This window comes from Streptomyces sp. NPDC051907 (genome assembly GCF_040681075.1).
In the GTDB taxonomy this organism is placed as follows: Bacteria; Actinomycetota; Actinomycetes; order Streptomycetales; family Streptomycetaceae; genus Streptomyces.
The window spans coordinates 26,945-45,666 of record NZ_JBFAYB010000075.1 but is presented as its reverse complement, the minus strand read 5'-3'; the positions used below and the strand labels follow the sequence as shown (position 1 = coordinate 45,666).

General features: G+C 72.3%; 13 protein-coding genes. 8 read left to right on the top strand and 5 right to left on the bottom strand.

All coding sequences use genetic code 11. The features are described 5' to 3' along the window. Window positions 1-151: 151 nt before the first annotated feature. Window positions 152-1,597 carry an FGGY-family carbohydrate kinase gene (locus AB0M39_RS30380; RefSeq protein WP_365369195.1) on the top strand — a complete coding sequence of 482 codons (1,446 nt, stop codon included), beginning with the start codon at window positions 152-154 and terminating at the stop codon, window positions 1,595-1,597. 89 nt (window positions 1,598-1,686) lie between these two features. Continuing rightward, the gene (locus AB0M39_RS30375; RefSeq protein WP_365369193.1) at window positions 1,687-2,328 is read left to right on the top strand and encodes a superoxide dismutase; all 642 of its coding nucleotides are present in this window, start codon (window positions 1,687-1,689) and stop codon (window positions 2,326-2,328) included. A gap of 141 nt (window positions 2,329-2,469) precedes the next feature. Here the strand turns inward: AB0M39_RS30375 and AB0M39_RS30370 are convergent, their stop codons facing one another. Then, window positions 2,470-3,114: a DsbA family protein gene (locus tag AB0M39_RS30370; RefSeq protein WP_365369191.1), complete on the bottom strand. Its 645-nt coding sequence runs from the start codon at window positions 3,112-3,114 to the stop codon at window positions 2,470-2,472. 136 nt (window positions 3,115-3,250) lie between these two features. Here AB0M39_RS30370 and pepN (AB0M39_RS30365) point away from each other — a divergent pair, with 136 nt between their 5' ends. Further along, on the top strand, window positions 3,251-5,815 hold the full coding sequence (gene pepN / locus AB0M39_RS30365) for an aminopeptidase N (protein WP_365369189.1): 2,565 nt from the start codon (window positions 3,251-3,253) through the stop codon (window positions 5,813-5,815). A 535-nt stretch (window positions 5,816-6,350) separates the two neighbouring features. Then, window positions 6,351-7,349 (top strand): hypothetical protein, encoded by a 999-nt coding sequence (locus tag AB0M39_RS30360; protein ID WP_365369187.1) that lies wholly within the window; start codon window positions 6,351-6,353, stop codon window positions 7,347-7,349. Here AB0M39_RS30360 and AB0M39_RS30355 read toward each other — a convergent pair. Beyond that, window positions 7,325-7,819, bottom strand: a complete 495-nt coding sequence (locus tag AB0M39_RS30355) for an NUDIX hydrolase (protein ID WP_365369185.1) — start codon at window positions 7,817-7,819, stop codon at window positions 7,325-7,327. The genes AB0M39_RS30360 and AB0M39_RS30355 overlap by 25 nt on opposite strands. A 72-nt stretch (window positions 7,820-7,891) precedes the next feature. After that, window positions 7,892-8,458 (bottom strand): CGNR zinc finger domain-containing protein, encoded by a 567-nt coding sequence (locus AB0M39_RS30350; protein ID WP_365369183.1) that lies wholly within the window; start codon window positions 8,456-8,458, stop codon window positions 7,892-7,894. 222 nt (window positions 8,459-8,680) lie between these two features. On the opposite strand from AB0M39_RS30350, the gene AB0M39_RS30345 reads away from it, so the two are divergent. Both AB0M39_RS30345 and AB0M39_RS30340 read left to right on the top strand, forming a co-directional pair. After that, complete coding sequence (locus AB0M39_RS30345) at window positions 8,681-12,010, top strand: S8 family serine peptidase (protein WP_365369181.1); 3,330 nt, start codon at window positions 8,681-8,683, stop codon at window positions 12,008-12,010. A gap of 166 nt (window positions 12,011-12,176) precedes the next feature. Next, the gene (locus AB0M39_RS30340) at window positions 12,177-13,193 is read left to right on the top strand and encodes an aspartate-semialdehyde dehydrogenase (RefSeq protein WP_365369179.1); all 1,017 of its coding nucleotides are present in this window, start codon (window positions 12,177-12,179) and stop codon (window positions 13,191-13,193) included. A 67-nt stretch (window positions 13,194-13,260) separates the two neighbouring features. Here the strand turns inward: AB0M39_RS30340 and AB0M39_RS30335 are convergent, their stop codons facing one another. Then, window positions 13,261-13,830, bottom strand: a complete 570-nt coding sequence (locus tag AB0M39_RS30335) for a DUF1203 domain-containing protein (RefSeq protein ID WP_365369177.1) — start codon at window positions 13,828-13,830, stop codon at window positions 13,261-13,263. Next, complete coding sequence (locus tag AB0M39_RS30330; RefSeq protein ID WP_365369175.1) at window positions 13,827-15,047, bottom strand: MFS transporter; 1,221 nt, start codon at window positions 15,045-15,047, stop codon at window positions 13,827-13,829. Before AB0M39_RS30330 ends, AB0M39_RS30335 begins: the two co-directional genes overlap by 4 nt. A gap of 176 nt (window positions 15,048-15,223) precedes the next feature. Here AB0M39_RS30330 and AB0M39_RS30325 point away from each other — a divergent pair, with 176 nt between their 5' ends. Next, entirely contained in the window at window positions 15,224-16,141 is a 918-nt protein-coding gene (locus tag AB0M39_RS30325; protein ID WP_365369173.1) for a LysR family transcriptional regulator, read from the top strand. Window positions 16,142-16,145: 4 nt separating this feature from the next. Beyond that, window positions 16,146-18,722, top strand: a complete 2,577-nt coding sequence (pepN, locus tag AB0M39_RS30320; protein WP_365369170.1) for an aminopeptidase N — start codon at window positions 16,146-16,148, stop codon at window positions 18,720-18,722.

The window sequence follows — 18,722 nt, the reverse complement described above, 5'->3', positions numbered from 1 at the left end:
GCGCGCCCCCGGGGGGGCGGCGGGGGGGGGCGGCGCGGCGGGCGGCGCCCCCGCGCCCCCCCCGCTCCCCGGGCGGCGCCCGGCGCGGCCCCCCCCCCCCCCCCACGGCCCCGCAGCGACCTGACGACCCGACGACCTGAGGAGATCTGCGATGTACATCGGCATCGACGTGGGCACATCGACGGTCAAGGCGGCGGCCTTCGACGAGCGGGGAGGCGCCCTGGCCGTCGAGTCGCGGCCGGTGGCCCTGGACATCCGGGGCGGCCGGGTCGAGCAGGACATGGACGAGGTGTACGGCGCGGTCGTCGACGTGCTCGCCGCCCTGACCGCCGGCGCGGGCGAGCCGGTGGAGCTGGTGGGCCTGACCGGGCAGGGCGACGGGGTCTGGCTGGTCGACGAGTCGGGGCGGCCGGTGCGGCCGGCGATCTCCTGGATGGACGGCCGGGCCCATGAGCTCGTCGACCGGTGGCAGGCGTCGGGCGTCTTCGAGTCCGTCTTCCGGCGCACGGGCAGCGCGATGTTCCCGGGCTGCCCCGGGCCGGTGCTGGCCTGGCTGGACCGGCACGAGCCGAAGTCGCTGGACGCGGCGGCGACCGCGCTCTACTGCAAGGACATGGTCTTCCAGCGGCTGACCGGCGTGCGGGCCACCGACGTCTCCGACGCCTCGATGCCCTTCCTCGACCCGCGCACCCGCGCCTACTCCCCCGAGGTCCTCGACGCGCTCGGACTCGCCCACCGCCGCGAGCTCCTCGCCCCGGTCAGCGACCCGGTCGCCGTCGGCGAGCTGCCGACGGGGACGCGCATCGCCAACGGCCCCTACGACCTGCCCGCCTGCGCGCTGGGCGCGGGCGTGACCGAGCCGGGCGACGGGCTGCTGATCGTCGGCACCTGTCTGGCCTCTCTGGTCGCCGCCTGCGAGCTGGACCTGACGGGCGAGCCGGCCGGGCTGTACATCTCGACCGACCGTCCCGGGCGCTGGCTGCGCGCGATGCCCGCGATGGTGGGCACGGCCGCGCTGGACTGGGTGCTGAACACCACGGGCGTGCCCCACACAGAGGTCGACGCCCTGCTGGCGGGGGCCCCGGCGGGCGCGAACGGGGTCCGTGTGCAGCCGTACTTCGCGCCGTCCGGGGAGCGGGCCCCCTTCGTCGAGCCGCGGCTGCGGGCCGAGCTGACCGGCGTGTCGCTGGAGTCGACCAAGGCGGATCTGATCCGCGCGACCTGCGAGGGCATCGGCTTCGCCGCCCGCCACTGCCTGGAGGCGGCGGGCCTGACCGGGTCCCTCGCGATCTGCGGCGGCGGCACCCGGTCCCCGGCGTGGATGCGGCTGTTCGCCGATGTGCTGGGCCGGCCGCTGCGGATCGTGGAGGGCGAGGTGGGGGCGCGCGGCGCGGTGCTGGCGGCGGCGGAGCGGTACGGCGTGGAACTGGACGTCGCGTCGTGGACCGCGCCGACGGCGGTCCTCGAGCCGAACCCGGAGCGGTCGGCGTTCTACGCGCGCGCCTACGAGGAGCACCTGGGCCGGCTGGCGTCGTCCCGTGCGCGCGCCCGGTCCGAGCGGGCTGTGGAAGAGCACCAGGGGGGTCCTCGGACCTAGGACCATCGCCTGATCAACTCCGGTGGCGCCTGCTGCTACGGTGCATTTGCATAGGATGCGCAATAAGCAGTCGGAGGGACCGTCCGGACATGGCCATGTACACACTTCCTGAACTTCCGTACGACTACGCGGCGCTCGAGCCGGTCATCAACCCGCAGATCATCGAGCTCCACCACGACAAGCACCACGCGGCCTACGTCAAGGGCGCCAACGACACGCTCGAGCAGCTGGCCGAGGCACGCGACAAGGAGGCGTGGGGCGCGATCAACGGCCTCGAGAAGAGCCTCGCGTTCCACCTCTCCGGCCACATCCTGCACAGCATCTACTGGCACAACATGACGGGCGACGGCGGCGGCGAGCCGCTCGACAAGGACGGCGTGGGCGAGCTCGCGGACGCCATCGCCGAGTCCTTCGGCTCCTTCGCCAAGTTCAAGACCCAGCTGACCAAGGCGTCGGCGACGACGCAGGGCTCGGGCTGGGGCGTGCTGGCGTACGAGCCGCTCAGCGGCCGCCTGATCGTCGAGCAGATCTACGACCACCAGGGCAACGTCGGCCAGGGCTCGGTCCCGATCCTCGTGTTCGACGCCTGGGAGCACGCCTTCTACCTCCAGTACAAGAACCAGAAGGTGGACTTCATCGACGCGATGTGGCAGGTCGTCAACTGGCAGGACGTGGCGAAGCGCTACACGGCCGCCAAGGCGCACTCGACGAACCTGCTGGTCGCGCCGTAAGGACCGAGGGACCCCCAAGCGTCCTGCTCGTGATCGTCTTCTCAACCTTCACCTGCAGGCGGAAAAGAGGAAGTGCCCCGCGAGGACAGGACTCGCGGGGCACTTCTGCGTCGACGCGCGCGGGAGCGCGGTCGCACGGGCTCAGTCGAAGATCGGCCCCTGGGTGCGGGTGCGCTTGATCTCGTAGAAGCCGGGGATCGAGGCGACCATCAGCGTGCCGTCCCAGAGCCTCGCCGCCTCCTCGCCCTTGGGCGCCGGGGTGACGACCGGGCCGAAGAACGCTATCTGCCGGCCGTCCGAGCCCGGGACCGCGATGACCGGGGTGCCGACCTCCTGGCCGACCTTGTCGATGCCCTCCTTGTGGGAGGCGCGCAGCTCGGTGTCGTAGACGTCCTGGTCCGCGTAGTCGATCAGGTCGGCGGGGAGGCCGACCTCCTCCAGCGCGCCCGCGATCGCCTCGCGGGTCGGGCCCTGGCCCTCGTTGTGGAAACGGGTCCCGAGGGCGGTGTAGAGCGGGCCGACGACGTCGTCGCCGTACTTCTGCTGCGCCGCGACGACGACGCGGACCGGGCCCCATGCGTTCTTCATGCTCTCGCGGTACCGCTCCGGCAGCTCGTCCAGCCTGTCCTCGTTGAGGACGGCGAGGCTCATGACGTGCCAGCGCACCGCGACGTCGCGGACCTTCTCCACCTCCAGCATCCAGCGGGAGGTCATCCACGCCCAGGGGCACAGGGGGTCGAACCAGAAGTCGGCCGTGGTCGTGGCGGGCTCGGCGTTCTCGGACATCTCTCTCCTCTGCGGGACTTCCTCGTCGTGCTTCGAGGAGGGCAACGCGGCCCGCGGTCGAGGGATTCCCCGATACCGCGTGCCAAGCGTGCGTGGGAGGATCGGCCGTGTTCGAACGAGACACGAAGGAGTGCCCGTGCCCGGAGAGAATCTGTCCCGCGACGAGGCCCGTCGAAGGGCCGAGCTGCTGTCCGTCGACGGGTACGAGGTGGCCCTCGACCTGCGCTCGGCGGTCGGAGAGGCGCAGGAGAGGTCCGGGCCGCGCACCTTCCGTTCGGTGACGACGATCCGCTTCCGGTCGGCCGAGCCGGGCGCGTCGACGTTCGCGGATCTGCTGGCGCCGGCGGTGACGAGCGTCACGCTCAACGGCGAGAAGCTGGACCCGGCGGCGGTCTTCGACGGGGCGCGGATCGCGCTGAACTCGCTGGCGGAGCAGAACGTGCTGGTCGTGGACGCGCAGTGCGCGTACAGCCGCACGGGCGAGGGGCTGCACCGCTTCGTCGACCCGGAGGACGGCGAGGTCTACCTCTACACGCAGTACGAGCCGGCGGACGCCCGCCGCGTCTTCGCGAACTTCGAGCAGCCGGACCTCAAGGCCCCCTTCAGCTTCCAGGTGACCGCGCCCGAGGGCTGGACGGCGTGGAGCAACGGCGAGGGCGCGCTCGGCGAGGACGGCGTGTGGCGGTTCGAGCCGACGAAGCCGATCTCGACGTACATCACGGCGGTCGTGGCCGGTCCGTACCACTATGTGACGGATCGCTACACCCGCACGCTCGACGACGGCACGGAGCTGGAGATCCCGCTGGGCGCGATGTGCCGCAAGGGGCTGGCGAGGCACTTCGACGCGGACGACATCTTCCTGGTCACCAAGCAGGGACTGGACTTCTTCCACGACAACTTCGACTACCCGTACCCGTTCGGGAAGTACGACCAGGCGTTCGTGCCGGAGTACAACATCGGGGCGATGGAGAACCCGGGGTGCGTGACCTTCCGGGAGGAGTTCGTCTTCCGGGGGAAGGTCACCCAGGCGTCGTACGAGCGCAGGGCGAACGTGATCCTGCACGAGATGGCGCATATGTGGTTCGGCGACCTGGTCACCATGCAGTGGTGGGACGACCTGTGGCTGAAGGAGTCGTTCGCCGACTTCATGGGGGCGTTCTCGCTGGCCGAGGCGACGCGCTTCACCAACAGCTGGGTCACCTTCGCCAACAACCGCAAGGCGTGGGCGTACCGGGCGGACCAGCTGCCGTCGACGCATCCGGTGACCGCGGACATCCGCGACCTGGAGGACGCGAAGCTGAACTTCGACGGGATCACGTACGCGAAGGGCGCGTCGGTCCTGAAGCAGCTGGTGGCGTACGCGGGGCGGGACGCGTTCCTGGAGGGGGCGCGGCGGTACTTCAAGCGTCACGCGTACGGGAACACGCGGCTGGGCGACCTGTTGTCGGTGCTGGAGGAGACGTCGGGCCGCGACATGAAGGCGTGGTCGCGGTCCTGGCTGGAGACGTCGGGGGTCAACTCCCTGACGCCGGTGGTCGTGTACGACGCCGGGGACCGGATCACCGAGCTCGCGGTGGTGCAGGACGGCGACGTGCTGCGGCCGCACCGGGTCGCGGTGGGGCTGTACCGGCACGAGGGCACGGAGCTCGTGCGGTACGCGCGCGCCGAGGTCGACGTGACGGGCGTGCGGACGGTCGTGGCGGAGCTGGCGGGGGCGGAGAGGCCCGAGCTCGTCCTGGTGAACGACGACGACCTGACCTACTGCAAGATCCGCTTCGACGAGGGCTCGCTGGAGACGCTGCGCGCCCGGCTCGGAGACATCGAGGACCCGCTGGCGCGGGCCCTGTGCTGGTCGGCGCTGTGGAACCTGACGCGCGACGCGCTGATGCCGGCGCGGGACTTCGTCGACCTGGTGCTGCGGTTCGCGGGGCGCGAGTCGGACATCGGCGTGCTCCAGATGCTGCACGCGTGGACCCGCGCGGCGCTCGTGCACTACGCGGCGCCGGCGTGGCGCGAGGAGGGCGCGCGGCTGCTGGCGGAGGGCGCCCTGCGCGAGCTGCGGCTGGCGGAGCCGGGGAGCCAGCACCAGCTGACGTGGGCGAGGTTCTTCGCCGCGACGGCGGACTCGGAGTCGGATCTCCAGCTGCTGCACGGCCTGCTGGAGGGCACGGCGAAGATCGACGGCCTGGACGTGGACCAGGAGCTGCGGTGGGCGTTCGTGGAGCCGCTGGCGTCGCACGGGGCGGCGGACGAGGAGTTCGTGGCGGCCGAACTGCGGCGCGACGACACGGCGTCGGGCAAGCGCCACCAGATCCGCTGCCTGGCGGCCCGCCCGTCGGCGGCGGTGAAGGACCAGGCGTGGGCCCAGGTGGTGGAGTCGGACACGCTGTCCAACGCCCTGGTGGAGGCGACGATCTCGGGCTTCGCACAGCCGGGCCAGCGGGAGCTGCTGGCGCCGTACGCGGCGAAGTACTTCGAGGCGATCGAGCGGGTGTGGGAGGAGCGGTCGATCCAGATCGCGATGGACGTGGTGAGGGGCCTGTACCCGAGCCTCCAGGACGACGACGCGACGCTGCGTGCGACGGACGCCTGGCTGACGACCCACGAGGGCGCGCCACCGGCGCTGCGCCGCCTGGTCCTGGAGGCAAGGTCGGACCTGTCCCGCGCACTGCGGGCGCAGGACTGCGACGGGTCGGCGTAGCTGCGGGGTGAGCGGTCTGGGGGCAGGCGCCCCCAGACCCCCTACCGGGGCAACGCCCCCGCCGACGACGCGCTGCGGCGCGCCCCGCGGGGCGGACGGGCGGGCGGTCTGGGGCAGGACGCCCACGGCGCGATCGGCCGAACCCCACCGCCCCCGCAGGCCGCCGAGGCCCCGCGCACGCCCGTGCGACCGCTAGATCGAGCCGAATTGTCGGCGGGCGGGCGGGAGCTCCCGGCGCGAGGGCGTGAGTTGGGGGCGCGGCACGTGCCGGGAGGCGGGCGTCCACGTGTGCGAGTGCGCGTCTCGGGACCGTGGAGCGTTCCGTAGGCCCTCGCCGGCTCGGCCGCGGGCCCGGCGGAACCCCTCCGTCCGAGGGGAGCGAAACCGCAGGACGATCCCCTTCAAACCCCCTCACCGGCACCAATTCCGCCTCTCGGCAGTCGAACGTCCGTACTTTAGGGCGATGTTGTCCTGAAATGTCGACGGCCTTGTAACAGCGGTTAGTCAGCCGCCCCCCTCCGGGCATCCCCGTCGCATGAACCCCAACACCCCGCTCTCCCCCCTCCCCCTCTCCCACCTCTGCGATGCACAGCGGCGCGTGCTGTCCGCCGCGCAGTTGCGGGAGCACGGCGTCACCGCCGCGCGCACCACCGCGCAGTGCCGGCCGGGAGGGCCCTGGCAGCAGTTGTTGCCAGGGGTGTTCCTCTTGCACCCCGGGCCGGCCACCAGCGAGGAGCGGCTGCACGGCGCGCTGCTGTACGCCGGGCGGCCCCTCGCGCCCGGGCAGTACGGGGAGGTCATGATCACCGGGCTCGCCGCCCTCGCGCTGTACCGGTTCGCGTCCGCCCCGCCGCTGCCCTCGCTCGACCGGATCGACGTCCTGATCCCCCGTAACCGTCGGCTGCGCTCGACCGGATGCGCGCGACTCGTACGCGCGCACGCCCTGCCCGAGCCCCAGGAGGTGACCGGCGTCCCCGTCGCCCCCGTCGCCCGGGCCGTCGCCGACGCCGTGGCGCATCTCGCCGACGCCAACGCCGTACGCCGCCTCCTCACCGAGGCCGTGCGCGGCGGGCACTGCGAACCCGCGGCCGTCGTCAAGGAGTTGAGCCGCGCCCGGCTGCTCAACCGCCCCCATGTCGTGGACGCCGTCGACTCGCTCCTCGCCGAGGGCCGGTCCGTCGCCGAGGACCGGCTGTTCGACATGGTCCGCTCCCAGGGCCTGCCCGACCCCGTCTGGAACGTGGACCTGCGGCTCCCCGGCGGCCCCCACCTCGGCGGCGTCGACGCCTACTGGCCCGACCACGCCGTCGCCGTCGAGCTCGACACCCGCGCGCCCCGCCAGAACGAGGACGCCCTGTGGTCGGAGCACGCCCGCAAGCGCGAGCACCTGGAGCGGCTCGGCATCACCGTCGTGCACATCACGCCGAAGAAGCTGCGCGACGCCCCCGAGCAGCAGGCGACCGTCGTCCGCACCGCGCTCATGGCGTCCGGCGACCGGGACCCGGCCGCCTACGTGGTCGTGCTCCCCCGCTGAGCGACCCTGCCCACCGGCGGTCTGGAGCGCCACAGCTCCAGCCCGACGTCGACCAGCTCGACCCGCTCCAGAGCGCTCACCGCGTCCAGCGGGTGCCAGGCCGCCAGATCCGTCGACCCGTCCGCCTCAGGGCGCAGCTCGCCGCCCGTGATCCGTCCCTCGTACACGATCCGCAGTCCCTGGAAGTCGGCGAAGGCGCCCAGCCGCCGCGGATAGCGGCGGCGGATCGAGTCGACGCCGAGCAGCGCCGTCATCTGCGAGGCGTAGCCCGTCTCCTCCGCCACCTCCCGCACCACCGTGTCGAGGGGGTCCTCCCCGTGATCCATGCCGCCACCCGGCAGCGTCCACCGCTTCGCGCCGTCGCGTGCCACCCAGCGGGCGAGCAGGATCTGCTCGTCCCTTACGCACACGGCGTACGCCGCGACCCTCAACTCCTTGTTCTTCGGACCTCTGTTCACCCGGTTGTTCATCCGGCGAGGCTAGGCGCAGTCGCCGAGGGGCGTCACCCGGCTCGACCCGCTTCGCCGGGACCAGGCCCGGGGTCAGTCCTGGCGGCGGCGTGCGTAGTGGCGCGAGGCCTTGGCGCGGTTGCCGCAGCCGGCCATGGAGCACCAGCGGCGGGTGCCGTTCTTGGACGTGTCGTAGAAGTGCAGGACGCACTCCGGGCCGGCGCACGCGCGGATCCGGTCGGGGCGGTCGCCCAGGAGCCGCAGCCAGTCCCGCACGGCGGCCCAGGCGGGGAGCCAGGCCGCGTCGTCGGTCTCGACGCTCTGCGCGGGGCCGTCCGCGTCCAGCCGAAGACGGAGCCGCCCGTGGGCGAGCACCTCGTTGAGCGCCGCCCGGGCCGCGGGGGCGCCAGGGCCGTCGGAGCTCTCGACCGCCTCGGCGAGCGCGGAGCGCGCCGCGAGCAGGGCGTCGAGCGTGGCGCGGTCGGCGCGGACGTCCCTGCCGACCAGTGCGTCGGCGACGGTCGGCGAGTCCAGCCAGACGGCCAGGCCGGCGGTGGACTCGAGGAGGTCGTGGGCGGCCGCGCCGTCGGTCCACCGGGTGTTGAGGAGGTCGACGGAGAGCGGCTCGCCGGCCAGCGGCCGGGGGTCCTGGGCTGTCACGGCGCCCAGTCTAACCCTTGACGCTACGAAGAGGGGTTAAAGGGCGCCCCGGAGGCATCCGCTCCGCCTGCGGACCCCCACGCGTGGCGTACTGCGCGCAGTGGCGGATGTACGCCATGAACAGAACCTGTCTTCATCAACCCTCCACAAACCCTGGTCACTTACGAAAGGCTGAGCGGTCATTCGACACCGAATTCCGGACCTCTCATTCACCCCACAGGGATGCTGATGACCCCCGATTCCCAGAGCACCACAGCAGGGCGTTCGATACCCGGGCACAGACGGGCCGCGCGCCTCGCCGCAGCCGTCTCGCTGGTGACCGCGATGGTCGCCGCCGGCGCCGCGCCGGTCTTCGCCGCCGCTCCTGCCGACGACCCGGCCCCTCCGGCCGCGGGCGTCAAGGCCAAGTCCGCCTCCGACAAGATCGGTTCGGCCGACGAGGAGCTGCTGGCCCAGGCCGAGGCCAAGGGCCAGAAGAGCGTCACCGTCATGGTCGCCACCGCCCCCGGCGCGACCGAGCAGGTCGCCGGGCAGCTGGACGCCGTCGACGGCGCCTCGGTCGGCAAGACGTACGACAAGCTCGGCTATGTCCGGGCCACCCTGCCGACCGGCAAGGCGGAGGCCGCCCTCAAGGCGGCGGCCAAGCTCTCCAGCGTCCACGGCATCGACCTCAAGCACGAGATCGAGCTGGACGACCCGACGCCGGCCGCGGACGCGGCGAAGGCAGCGGGCAAGGCGGGCGCGCAGGCCGCGAAGTACCCCGCGCCGGATAAGAAGACGCCGGCGAAGAACCCGTACAACCCGTCCTTCGAGACCGGCGCCGTCGACTTCGTCAAGAAGAACCCCAAGGCCGACGGCCGCGGAGTGACCATCGGCATCCTCGACTCGGGCGTCGACGTCGGCCACCCCGCGCTGCAGAAGACCACCACCGGCGAGCGCAAGATCGTCGACTGGGTCACCGCGACCGACCCGGTCGCGGACGGCGACGGCACCTGGCTCCAGATGCGCGCGAACGTCAGCGGACCCACGTTCGCGGTCAACGGCCGTACGTACTCCGCCCCGGCGGGCGCGTACAAGTTCAACGTCTTCGCCGAGGCCGCCACCAAGGGCGGCGACATGGCCGGCGACCTCAACCGGGACGGCGACACCACCGACGTGTGGGCCGTGCTCTACGACCCCGGCACCCGGACCGCCCGCGTCGACCTCGACAACGACGCTGACTTCGGCAACGACGCCGTGATGAAGCCGTACAAGAACGGCTTCCAGGTCGGCTACTTCGGCACGGACGACCCGGCCACCGAGGTCGTCGAGCGCATTCCGTTCGTCATCGAGGTCCGCCAGGACGTCGTCTACAACGCGGCGGGCGCGAAGGCCGACTACGTCAGCATCGGCGTCATCGAGGGCTCGCACGGCACCCACGTCGCCGGCATCACCGCCGCCAACAGCCTCTTCGGCGGCAAGATGAACGGCGCGGCCCCCGGCGCGAAGCTCGTCTCCTCGCGCGCCTGCACCTGGAGCGGCGGCTGCACCAACATCGCGCTCACCGAGGGCATGGCCGACCTGGTCATCGACCGGGGCGTGGACATCGTCAACATGTCCATCGGCGGCCTGCCGCCGCTGAACGACGGCAACAACGCCCGCTCCGAGCTCTACAACCGGCTCATCGACACCTACGGCGTCCAGCTGGTCATCTCGGCCGGCAACGAGGGCCCCGGCACCAACACCCTCGGCGACCCGGCCGTCGCCGACAAGGTGATCTCGGTCGGCGCGGCCATCTCCAAGGAGACCTGGGCGGCCAACTACGGCTCGGGCGTGCAGAAGAAGTACGCCATGCTGCCCTTCTCCTCCCGCGGCCCGCGCGAGGACGGCGGCTTCACGCCGACCATCACCGCGCCCGGCGCGTCCATCAACACCACCCAGACCTGGTCCCCCGGCGGCCCGGTCGCCGAGGCCGGCTACCAGCTCCCGCCCGGCTACTCCATGCTGCAGGGCACCTCGATGTCCTCGCCGCAGGCCGCGGGCGCGAGCGCGCTGCTGCTCTCCGCCGCCAAGCAGCGCAAGATCGAGCTGACCCCGGCGACCCTGCGCACCGCGCTGACCAGCACCGCCGACCGCATCGCCGGTGTGCAGGCGCATGAGCAGGGCTCCGGCCTGATCAACATCGTGGACGCGTGGGAGGCCATCAAGGACGGCGCGACCGCCCACGAGTACGCGGTCAAGGCCCCGGTCGACACCGCGATCGACTTCGCGCTGAAGACCCCGGGCTTCGGCGCCGGCCTCTACGACCGCGAGGGCGGTCTGAAGGCGGGCCAGAAGAAGTCGTACGACATCGTCATCACCCGCACGACCGGACCGGACCGCCCGGTGCGGCACGAGCTGGACTGGAAGTACAACGACGGCACCTTCGACCTGCCGGGCTCCGGCGCGGTCTCGCTGCCGCTGAACCAGCCGGTCACCGTCAAGGTCAACGCCAAGCCCCGCACCGCGGGCGTGCACAGCGCGATCCTGGAGGCGGACGACCCGCGCACCGAGGGCGTGGACAAGCAGATCCTGTCCACCGTCGTGGTCTCCAACGAGCTGGCGAAGCCGTCGTACTCCTTCTCGGCCTCCGGCTCGGTGCAGCGCAACAGCCACACGTCGTACTTCGTCACGGTGCCGGAGGGCGCGAAGAACCTCGAGGTCGCGCTCGGCGGGCTGGCCAAGGACAGCCACACTCGGTTCATCGGCATCCACCCGTACGGCGTGCCGGTCGACGACAGCTCGACGATCAACTGCTACGCCAACTACAACAACCCGAAGAACACCTGCCGCCCGGATCTGCGCTCGTACGCCGAGCCGACGCCGGGCGTCTGGGAGATCGAGGTCGAGTCGCGGCGCACGTCCCCGCTGCTGGACAACCCCTACAAGCTCGACGTCTCCATGCTCGGCGCGAGCTTCGACCCGGCCGTCAAGACCCTCCCCGAGGCGAAGGTCGGCACGCCGGCCCCCGTCGAGTGGAAGGTGACGAACGGCTTCGCGGCCATCGACGGCAAGCTGGCCGGCGGCCCGCTGGGCTCGGCGAAGGTCGCCCGCCCGTCGATCAAGCAGGGCGAGAGCCAGGAGTCGACGGTCACCATCGGCGACGGCGTCGAGCGGCTGGACATCGCCATCGGCGGGGTCTCCGACAACGGCGCCGACCTGGACCTGGCCGTCTACCTGGGCAGCGTCCGGGTCGGCCAGGCGGCGGACGGCGACTCCGAGGAGGCCGTGAGCCTGGCCAAGCCGGCCGCGGGCACCTACCGCATCGTGGTCGACGGCTACTCCGTGCCGGCCGGGACCACCGAGTACGACTACCGCGATGTGTTCTTCGCGCCGTCGCTCGGCTCGGTCAAGGTCGACGCGAGCAAGCCCGTCACGCTCGCCCACGGGGCGTCGGCGCAGGTCAGCGCCGAGATCGTGGTCGGCGGCGCGGCGCCTGAGGGACGGCAGTTCTTCGGCGAGGTGCAGCTGCTGAACGGCCGCGGCACGATCGCGGGCGCCGGCAGCGTGGTGATCGAGAAGGTCACGCCGTAGCGGTGTGAGCGGTACCCCGGCGGGGCGGGCGCGGCACTGCGCGCCCGCCCCGTCGGCATGTCCCGCGTCACACGTCCCGCTCCTCGGACAATGGATTGGACAAGGCGGCCGGGGACATACGCATCATGGAGCAGAACGAGCCGCAAGAACGTACGGAGGAATCCCTGTGAAGGTCGGAATCGTCGGAGCCACCGGTCAGGTCGGCACGGTCATGCGCAAGATCCTTGCCGAGCGGAGCTTCCCGGTCGACGAGCTGCGGCTGTTCGCCTCTGCCAGGTCCGCCGGCACGGTCGTCGACGGCGTGACGGTCGAGGACGCCTCCACCGCCGACTACACCGGCCTCGACATCGTGCTCTTCTCCGCCGGCGGCGGCACCTCCCGGGCGCTCGCCGAGAAGGTCGCCTCGCAGGGCGCCGTCGTGATCGACAACTCCTCCGCGTGGCGACGCGACCCCGAGGTGCCCCTGGTGGTGTCCGAGGTCAACCCGCACGCGATCAAGGACCGCCCCAAGGGCATCATCGCCAACCCGAACTGCACGACCATGGCCGCGATGCCCGTCCTCAAGCCGCTCCACCAGGAGGCGGGCCTCGTGGCGCTGGTCGCCACCACCTACCAGGCCGTCTCCGGCTCGGGCGTGGCCGGCGTCGCCGAGCTGCGCACCCAGGCGTGCGCGGTCGCCGAGACCGCCGACCAGCTGGCCTTCGACGGCGAGGCCGTCGCCTTCCCCGAGCCGGCCGTCTACCAGCGCCCGATCGCCTTCAACGTGGTGCCGCTCGCGGGCAGCCTCGTCGACGACGGCTCGCACGAGACCGACGAGGAGCAGAAGCTCCGCAACGAGTCCCGCAAGATCCTGGAGATCCCGGAGCTGAAGGTCTCCGGCACCTGTGTGCGCGTCCCGGTCTTCTCGGGCCACTCGCTGCAGGTCAACGTACGGTTCGACCGCCCGATCTCGGTGGAGCGCGCCTACGAGCTGCTGAAGGACGCCGAGGGCGTGGTGCTGTCCGACATCCCCACGCCGCTCCAGGCCGCGGGCAAGGACGCGTCGTACGTGGGCCGCATCCGGGTGGACGAGACGGTCGACAACGGCCTGGCGCTGTTCCTCTCCAACGACAACCTGCGCAAGGGCGCCGCGCTGAACGCGGTGCAGATCGCGGAGCTGGTGGCGCAGGAGCTCACCGCCTAGCGGCGAAGCGGTCCGGGGGCCGAGCCCCCGGACCTTCTCTCCGCGCCCGCCGAGGGCGCGCGGTGCGCTAGGCGCGGCGGACCTCGAAGTGGAAGCAGCCGTACTCCACGTTCCGCACGTGCACCAGGGCCACCTGCGGGTCCTCGAAGGCCTCCGCGAAGGCGTGGTCGAAGCCCTGCGCCCCGTCCTCGGGGATCTCCAGCAGCCGGCCGCCGACGATCCGCCCCTGCTCGTCGTAGCGCCGCACGGTCCGCAGCGCGCCGGAGTGGGTGAAGGGGTACGCGTCCGAGGGCGCGGGGCCCCCGCACTCCTCGGCGTGGACGAAGACCGGCCCCTGCTCGTCGTACGCCCCCGGTGTGGCGGAGGTCTCCGCCGCCCAGCGGCGCAGGGGGGCGTACTGGACGAGGGCGATCCGCTCGCCGCTCTCGCTCAGCCGCAGGCAGCAGCGCAGCGGCGCGCCGCCCTCGGGGTCGGTGTACGGGACGCAGGGGCGTCCGGCGTCGTCGGTGTCGCGCAGCTCCTCGAGCGCGGCGGCTGAGATGGGGCGCGCGGCCCACCGTGTCCTCGACGTCGTCTGCTCTGTCGTCTGCTCTGTCGTCTGCTCTGTCGCCTGCTGTGTCGCCTGCTGTGTCGTCATGGCTTCAGAGTGGCGCGCGGCCGGTCCGCGTTCCGGCGGGATTCGGACGTGGACCTCGCCGTGCCCGCGCGCGGCCCCGACAGCGCGAGGACCGCCGCCGAGAGCGCCGCGAGCACACCGCCGAGCACCAGCGCCCCCTCGACGGCGAAGGCGTCGACCGCCCGGCCGCCGAGCAGCGCGCCCAGCGCGATCGCCACGTTGAACACCGACACGAACAGCGCCGACACCGCCTCGCGGGCCTCGGGCGCGGCCGCGGCCAGCAGGTTCTGGGTGCTCACCGACACCCCTCCGTACGCCAGCCCCCAGGCGAGGAGCAGCGCCCCGGTCGCCGCGAGCGAGCCGCCTGCCGGGGCGAGCAGCAGCGTCACGGCGGCGAGCGCGACGGCGATGGCGAGCAGGGTCCGGCGCGGGCCGCGGGCGGACGCGGCGCCGGCGGCGAAGTTCCCGGCGATGCCCGCGCCCCCGTACGCGAGCAGCAGCACGCTGATCACGCCCGCGCCGACGCCGTCCACCCGCTCCAGGGCGGGGCGGACGTAGGTGTACGCGGCGAAGTGACCGGTCACCAGGGCCAGCACGACCAGCAGACCGGTCCGCACCCGCGCCCTGCCGAGCAGGGCGGCCACCGCGGCGAGACGGACCGGGCCCTCGGCGGGCAGCGGCGGCAGCGCGAGGGCGAGCGCCGCCGTCAGGACCAGCGCGAGGCCGCCCATGACGGCGAACGCAGCCCGCCAGTCGGCGAGTTCGCCCATCAGCGTCCCGGCGGGCACGCCGAGGACGGAGGCGACCGCGATCCCGCTGAAGATCACGGCGGTGGCGCGGCCGGCGGAGGCGGCGGGCACGAGGCGCACGGCGAGCCCCGCGGCGATCGCCCAGACTCCGCCGATGCAGACGCCGACCAGCACCCGGGCGAGGAGCAGCACGGCGAAGCTGGGGGCGAGGGCGGAGAGCAGATTGGCGGCGGCCAGCAGCGCGGTCAGCGTGCACAGGACGGTGCGCCGGTCCGCCCTGCCGGCGACGACGGCGAGCAGGGGGGCCGCGACGGCGGCGACGAGCCCGGGCAGGGTGACCGCAAGACCGGCCGCGCCCTCCGAGACGCGCAGTCCGGTGGCGACGGGGCTGAGCAGGCCGACCGGCAGCAGCTCGGTGGTGACGACGCAGAACGTCGCGAACGCGACGGCCAGGACACTGAAGACGGGGGATCGAGGACTTCTGATCATGCTCGCCAGCCTTCGCCCCGGGCCGGCCGGGAACAACGCCGAAGGTCTCATCCTTCTATGAGCCGGGCTCATCGATGGGCCGGGCTCATCGATGGGCTGAGGGCCGTGCGTCGAGCGGGGTCCGTGCGTCGGACGGCGTCCGTGCGCGTCGAGCGAGGGCGGGCGGAGGGGCGGGGATGGAGATCCGGGAGCTGGAGTGCTTCCTGGTGCTGGCGGAGGAGCTGCACTTCGGCAGGGCGGGCGAGCGGCTGTACGTCTCCCAGAGCCGGGTCAGCCAGCTGCTGCGCTCCCTGGAGGGCCGGATCGGCGCGCGGCTGGTCGAGCGCACCAGCCGCCGGGTGCGGCTGACCCCGCTCGGCGAGCGATTCCTCACCGGACTGCGCCCCGCCTACGACGCACTGTCGGCGACGGTCCAGGACGCGAAGGCCGCCGCCCGGGGCGTCGAGGGCACGCTGCGGGTCGGCTTCCAGGGCGCAGCGGACGAGGTCCTGATGCGGGCGCTCGACGCCTTCCACAGGGCGTACCCGGCCTGTTCGACGGAGGTCAGCGAGATACCGCTGCGCGATCCCTTCGGCGCGGTGCGCGGCGGCGGGGTGGACGTCGCGGCCGTGCTGCTGCCGGTGGCCGAGGAGGACCTCGTGCTCGGCCCGGTCTTCTCCCAGCAGCGGCAGACGCTGGCGGTCTCGGTGCGCCACCGGTTCGCGGGCCGTGCCTCGTTGAGCGCCGCCGAGCTCGCCGACGAGCCGCTGATCAGGGTGTCCGCCCCGGCCCCGGAGTACTGGATCGAGGCGCATGCCCCGGGCGCCCCGGGCCCCGAGGTCGCCACCCTCCAGGAGGGGCTGACCCTGGTCGCGGCGGGCCGGGGCGCGATGCTGCTGTGCGGCCCCACCGCCGAGTACCACGGCCGGCGCGACATCGTGTTCGTGCCGGTCGGCGGGCTGCCCGACTCGGTGCTCGGGCTGGTCTGGCGCAGAGACGCTCCCACCGCGCGGATCACGGCGTTCGCGGCCGCTCTCGCTTCAGCGGATTCCCAGGGGCGGGCGGACGGCGGCCCGTGGAAGGATGGCCGCAAACGTCACGAACCGAGGAGATGACAGCGTGCCTGGCACGAATCTGACCCGCGAAGAGGCACAGCAGCGGGCCCGTCTGCTGACCGTCGACTCCTATGAGATCGACCTCGACCTGAGCGGGGCGCAGGAAGGCGGAACGTACCGGTCCGTGACCACGGTGCGCTTCGACAGCGCCGAGGCCGGCGCGGAGACCTTCATCGATCTGGTGGCCCCGGCCGTGCACGAGGCCGTGCTGAACGGCAAGTCCCTGGACGTCGCCGCCGTCTTCCGGGACGCGCGGATCGCGCTGAAGCATCTGCACGAGGGCCGCAACGAGCTGAAGGTCGTCGCGGACTGCGCGTACACCAACTCCGGCGAGGGTCTGCACCGCTTCGTCGACCCGGTCGACGAGCAGGCGTATCTCTACACCCAGTTCGAGGTGCCGGACGCTCGGCGGGTCTTCGCCAGCTTCGAGCAGCCGGACCTGAAGGCGACGTTCCAGTTCACCGTGAAGGCGCCCTCCGGCTGGACCGTGATCTCCAACTCGCCGACGCCGGAGCCCAAGGACGACGTCTGGGTCTTCGAGCCCACCCCGCGGATCTCGTCGTACATCACCGCGCTGATCGTCGGTCCGTACCACTCGGTGCACAGCAGCTACGAGAAGGACGGCCAGTCCGTCCCGCTGGGCATCTACTGCCGTCCCTCGCTCGCCGAGTACCTCGACGCGGACGAGATCTTCGAGGTCACCCGGCAGGGCTTCGACTGGTTCCAGGAGAAGTTCGACTACGCCTACCCCTTCGCCAAGTACGACCAGCTCTTCGTGCCGGAGTTCAACGCGGGCGCCATGGAGAACGCGGGCGCGGTGACCATCCGCGACCAGTACGTCTTCCGCTCGAAGGTGACGGACGCGGCGTACGAGGTGCGGGCGGAGACGCTGCTGCACGAGCTCGCCCACATGTGGTTCGGCGACCTGGTCACCATGGAGTGGTGGAACGACCTGTGGCTGAACGAGTCGTTCGCCACCTACACCTCCATCGCCTGCCAGGCGGACGCGCCGGGCTCGAAGTGGCCGCACTCCTGGACGACGTTCGCGAACTCCATGAAGACATGGGCGTACCGGCAGGACCAGCTGCCCTCCACCCACCCGATCATGGCCGAGATCCGCGACCTCGACGACGTCATGGTGAACTTCGACGGCATCACGTACGCGAAGGGCGCCTCGGTCCTCAAGCAGCTCGTGGCGTACGTCGGCCAGGACGAGTTCTTCGCGGGCGTGCAGGCGTACTTCAAGGCGCACGCCTATGGCAACACGCGCCTGTCGGATCTGCTGGGCGCGCTGGAGAAGACCAGCGGCCGCGATCTGAAGACCTGGTCGAAGGCGTGGCTGGAGACGGCGGGCATCAACGTCCTGCGCCCGGAGATCGAGGTCGACGAGGACGGGCACGTCACCGCGTTCGCCGTGCGCCAGGAGGCCCCGGCGCTGCCCGCCGGAGCCAAGGGCGAGCCGACGCTGCGCCCGCACCGGATCGCGGTCGGCTGCTACGACCTGGACGCCGGCGGCAAGCTCGTCCGCACGAACCGCATCGAGCTGGACGTCGACGGCGAGCTCACCGAGGTGCCGTTCCCGCAGAGCACCCGCCGTCCGCTGGTGGTCCTGCTCAACGACGACGACCTGACGTACACCAAGATCCGGCTGGACGAGGACTCGCTGAAGGCCGTCACCGAGCACCTGGGCGACTTCACCGAGTCGCTGCCGCGCGCCCTGTGCTGGGCCGCCGCCTGGGACATGACGCGCGACGGCGAGCTGGCCGCCCGCGACTATCTGTCGCTGGTGCTCTCCGGCATCGGCAAGGAGAGCGACATCGGCGTCGTCCAGTCGCTGCACCGCCAGGTGAAGCTGGCCGTCGACGTGTACGCGGCGCCGGACTGGCGCGAGGCCGGTCTGACGCAGTGGACGGACGCGACGCTGGCGCATCTGCGCGCGGCCGAGCCGGGCGGCGACCACCAGCTGGCGTGGGCGCGGGCGTTCGCCGCCACCGCCCGGACGCCGCAGCAGCTGGACCTGCTCCAGGCGCTGCTGGACGGGACGGAGACGATCGAGGGCCTGGTCGTCGACACCGAGCTGCGGTGGGCGTTCGTGGAGCGGCTGGCCGCGGTCGGCGTGCTCGACGAGGACGACATCGCGGGCGAGTACGAGCGGGACAAGACCGCGGCCGGCGAGCGCCACGCGGCGACGGCGCGCGCGGCCCGGCCGACGGCCGAGGCGAAGGCGGAGGCCTGGGCGTCCGCGGTGGAGGGCGACAAGCTCCCCAACGCCGTGCAGGAGGCCGTGATCCTCGGCTTCGTCCAGACCGACCAGCGCGAGCTGCTCGCTCCGTACACCGAGAAGTACTTCGCCGCGGTCAAGGGCGTGTGGGAGTCCCGCAGCCACGAGATGGCCCAGCAGGTCGCGGTCGGCCTGTACCCGTCGCTGCAGATCTCGCAGGACACCCTGGACGCGACGGACTCCTGGCTGGAGTCGGCCGAGCCGAACGCGGCGCTGCGGCGGCTGGTGCTGGAGTCGCGGTCGGGCGTGGAGCGCGCGCTGAAGGCGCAGGCCGCGGACGCCGCGGCGGCGACCGCCTAG